Annotated in this window: 1 protein-coding gene; it reads right to left on the bottom strand. The window is 61.9% G+C overall.

The window, feature by feature from the left end; all coding sequences use genetic code 11:
* Window positions 1–4264 (bottom strand): DUF6531 domain-containing protein (locus ACFWF3_RS26235; protein ID WP_379315988.1); only part of this gene is annotated, 4264 nt, incomplete at both ends.

Below are 4264 nucleotides of genomic sequence, written 5' to 3'. Positions count from 1 at the left end.
GTAGCTGAGCATCATTCGGCGTACCGTTCGACATTCGCAAGCCTTCTACGCCGATCGACCCGTCATGATGGGCAAACACACGTACTTCCTTGCCACCAATGTGCACATGCGCCCCCTTCGTCGCCCAGTCCGCGCTCATCGATGAGACCCTGACAGGGCAGGGCGTTAGCCCAAGAGGGTCGGCCCATGTCGTGGGGTTATCTGGATAAATGTTGGGGTTGGGCGACGGCGTAAGACCCAGAATGTCTTGAGTGAGGTAGCGGCCGGTTTCCGGGTCATAGTAGCGATGGAGGTTGTAGTGGAGTCCGGTTTCCGGGTCGTATTGTTGACCCTGGAAGCGATGCGGGGTGTCGGGGCCGGTCCAGACCGTTTGCCCCCAGAGCGTCGCGGTCGCCGTTGAGCCTACTTCTCCGGTTGCTGGATCAGCGAGGTGACTCGGACTGCCTTCTAGATTGGTGACGATCGCCCAGAATCTGTCGTCGACAGATTGAGTCAGGGGGATGTGGGTTGTGGGATGGTTGGTCCAGGTGTGGGTACGCGCGCCGGCGTGGTTTGCGGTCGATTGTTCGGTGAGATGGACCCCGTCCCAGGCGAATTTGGTATAAGTGTTGCTGGCGTGGTGTTGCTTGCTGGTTCGGCGACCGAATGCGTCGTAGGTGTAGTACCAGGTGGTGTTGTCCGGGGTGGTTGCTTCGACAAGTTGGTCGAAGGCGTTATACCGGTAGTGCCAGATAGCTGGCTTACGGGAAATCCGGGTCTTTTCTTTGCGGACAAGGCGACCAGCCGTGTCGTAGAAGTAGCGGGCACGTCCGGTGCGGACGAGGAGGTTGTTGCGGTACTCCGCACGCTGGTCTGTGGAAGGCACGTCCATTTGGTAACCGGCGGCGATGGGATCGGGTGGTACCGGTGATGCCGGAACCGCGACAGTGGTGAGATTCGACAAGGCGTCGTAGGTGTACTCCTCGGAGGTCCCGGCGCCCGGGCTCGCAATGCGGGTGATGCGACCGATCACATCCAGGGTGTAGTCGCGCCGTCGGCTCGATGCGGGCGTGGTAGTGGTATGGCTCGTAACGCACCCATCCGGACGCCAGGTGTAATCGTCGCGCTCGAGCAATTGGGTGGGTGAGCTGGTCCGCGGATCGAGCTGGACGAGTTCGCGGCTGAGGGTATAGCCGGCGGGACTGTAGGTATTGTGTTGGCCGATCCCCGCACTGCGCCAGCTATTCTGACGCCCCATCGCATCGTGGGTGAAGTCGAATCGGTGCCCGCGTGAGGTTAGGGCGGCGACTTGTCCTGTCGGCGTGTGTTCGTACGTGGTTGTCGCGCCACTGGGAGTCGTGTATCCAATTCGGCGACCGTGACGATCGTAGTCATAGGCAATGGTTTGGCTGTCGACACGTTGGGCGAGCATGCGCCCTGCCGCGGTGTGTTCGAAAGTGACAGTGTGGATGGTGCTGTTGTGGTTGCCGTTTCGAGCAGTCGCGAGCCGGCCGGTCGGGGTATAGGTGTTGGTGATCCATTCACTGGTGTCGGTGCTGACGCCAGTGAATCGGCCGAGGACATCGTAGGTGAGGCGGCGTTGAACACCCGCAGGTGTCGTGATGATGGCAGGTCGATTGAGCAGGTCGAACTCGGTCTGGGTGACCGATCCGTTGTAGTCGGTTTCAGTGCGGACGTTGCCCGCCAGATCGTATTCGTAGGTCCAGGTGTCGCCGAGCGGGTTGGTGACCGAGGTGAGTCGGCCTTCGGTGTCGTGGGAGTAGGCGGTGATAGCGCCGTCGGGCGCTTCGCGGGTACTGACCAGGTCAAAGGTGCCGTAGGTGTAGCGGGTGAGCGCACCGATCTGGTTGGTGTGGGTAAGTAGGTTCGCTTCGCCGTCATAGGTCCACGACTGTGTCGTGCCATCGGTGTCTGTGTGGGAGAGCAGCTTTCCCTCGGCGGAATACCAGTGCGTGCTGATACCACCGACCGGGTCGGTAATGATGGTGGGCTGACCGAACATGTCGCGCTCGACAACCGTGACCGCGTTGCCGGGTTCGGTGATCCGGATCGGCAGGCCAGCGGCGTCGATGTCGATATGGGTTGTGGCGCCCGTCGACATCGTGATCGAAGCCGGAGCACCGCACTGATGGTGGGTGTACGTGGTGGTCACACCGTCGGCATCGGAGATGCTGGTGAGGTTGCCGTCGTCGTCATATGTCCGGGTAATTGTCGTGCCGTCGACATCGCTCACAATGGCCGGACGGCGCGGTGCGGCGTAGCTGATCGAAATCACTTCCCGGTCTGGGCGGCGGAGCAGGACCAGATCGCCATCGAGGTTGTAGAGATAGGTGGTGATGTTGGCGTAAGCGTCGACATAGCGGACCGGCTGGCGGTACTCGTTGTAGTCGGTGACCGAGGACGCGCCACGCGGATCGATCAGGTTCCGAAGACACAGGTCTTCGTCGAACTCAAAGGTTGTAGTGGCGCCAAGCGAGTTGGTGTGGTGTGTGCGGACCCGCCGGAATTCGGGAAGGACTTCGTATGCGAAGGTCGCGGACAGGATTCCGTCGGACCCGACCTGCTTCACGACCCGTCCGGTCCGGTCGTAGGTGTTGTGCAATTCCGTACCGCGGGAGTCACGCCATGACAGCATCCGCGCGTCGCTGTCATACCGGTAGTGCGTGGCGGCGCCGACGCCGTTGATGACCGTGGTGAGATTGCCTGTTGTGTAGCTGAATTCACGAACTCGGGTTGTTGCGGGAGCACCGTCTGGATCTGCGCCTACGACGGCTAGACCAGTGACGCGAGCGCCTTCGGTGGTGATTTCGACACGGTAGCCACCGGAATGGGTGATATGGGTAGGCGTGCCCTCGGGGCTGTAGTGGAATCGGATGTGATTGTGGTGGCGGTCGGTAATCTCAGTGATCGCGTAGCCGTCGCCTTCAGTGCCGAACCCCGACAGTGCAGGGTCCGGGATGAAACCCCAAGTAAGTTCGCGGTCCGAGTCGTGAACAAGATAGCCGCCAGTTTCGGTGCGCGTTATGGTCGCGCGGATTCCGTTGTGCACCGGGCGGACCGGGACGTCGGGAACGGTGTGAGGGAACTGCCACACCTCGCCGTCGGGTCCGACGAATCGGACTCCGACCTGGTCGACAGTCACCCGCATGTCAAGCGTGGCCGCCCACGACGGCCCGAACCAGCGACCGAACCGATACGACGAGCGATGGCGACGGGTGAGTACCAACGCCAACACGCCGGGGAGTTCGACATCGGTTGCAGGAAGGAGGAACTCACCGGTCGCGACGTCGACCGGGTCACCACAGTCGGTGGTTTGCTTCGCGGTCTTGTTCAGGTCCGGCTTCTCGGAGCCGGACTGGTCGGGAAGCTTGCTCGTCTCCGGCGTGCTCGCCGGTTTCGTGGTCCCTGGGGTGTCCGGGTTATCAGTTGTCTTCGACGGTGTATCAGGTGTGCTGGCCGGATTCGTGGGCGTGTCCGGCTGTTTCGTAGTCGACGGTGTTGTCGAGGTGTCGGTGTTCTTCGTCGCCGCGGGGCCCGTGGTGGTGGTGTCAGCGTTCTTCGAGGTCTTGGACGGGGTCTTCTTGAACGCCTTCGCGATATCACCGAACGCCGACTTCAACTGCTTGAGCAACGGCTTCAGCTTCGACATCGTCTTGGCCAACTTCGAAAACAACTTCGAAATCGTCGCCACAGTCTTCGCGATATACGCAGTCGCCTGGACCGCGACCAACGGAGTCGCCAAACCGACCGAGAACACCAACTCCGCCGCCCACACCGCAAGACGGCCGACGGTTTGGGCGACCAGGTCACGCACGGTTTCACGGACCGCGGCCACGATCCCACCTGCCATCCGGATCGCTGAAGCTGCTGCGGTCGCGGCGGTGTTGGCCGCGGTCAGCAGGTTCGTGGTGTTCGACGCCGCTGACTTGTAGGCGGTGGCGGTTTGACCAGTCCAGTCCGCGACATCGGCTGTGACCGCGGCGTTTTGAGCGGTCGCTACCTCGCTGATCCGGGCGGCGACGTTGTCCCAGGTTTTAGCGTAGGCCTCGATCTGGGCGGGATCGCCGGCGATCCAATCCAGTGCATCTTGGAGGGGTTGGCAGTGTTCGATCAACCAACCCACGCCGTAACCAGCCAAGGTACCGAGCGGGTCGACCACCAGGGAGACTGCTTCGGCACCGAGACCGACGACGCCGAGACCGACTTCGATCCATGAACCGCCCGAGATCGCGTCGGACAGGTCGGTGACCGAGCTGACCAGGCT

This window comes from Nocardia sp. NPDC060220 (genome assembly GCF_042727815.1).
Taxonomy (GTDB): domain Bacteria; phylum Actinomycetota; class Actinomycetes; order Mycobacteriales; family Mycobacteriaceae; genus Nocardia.
This window is presented reverse-complemented; position numbering and strand designations above follow the sequence as displayed.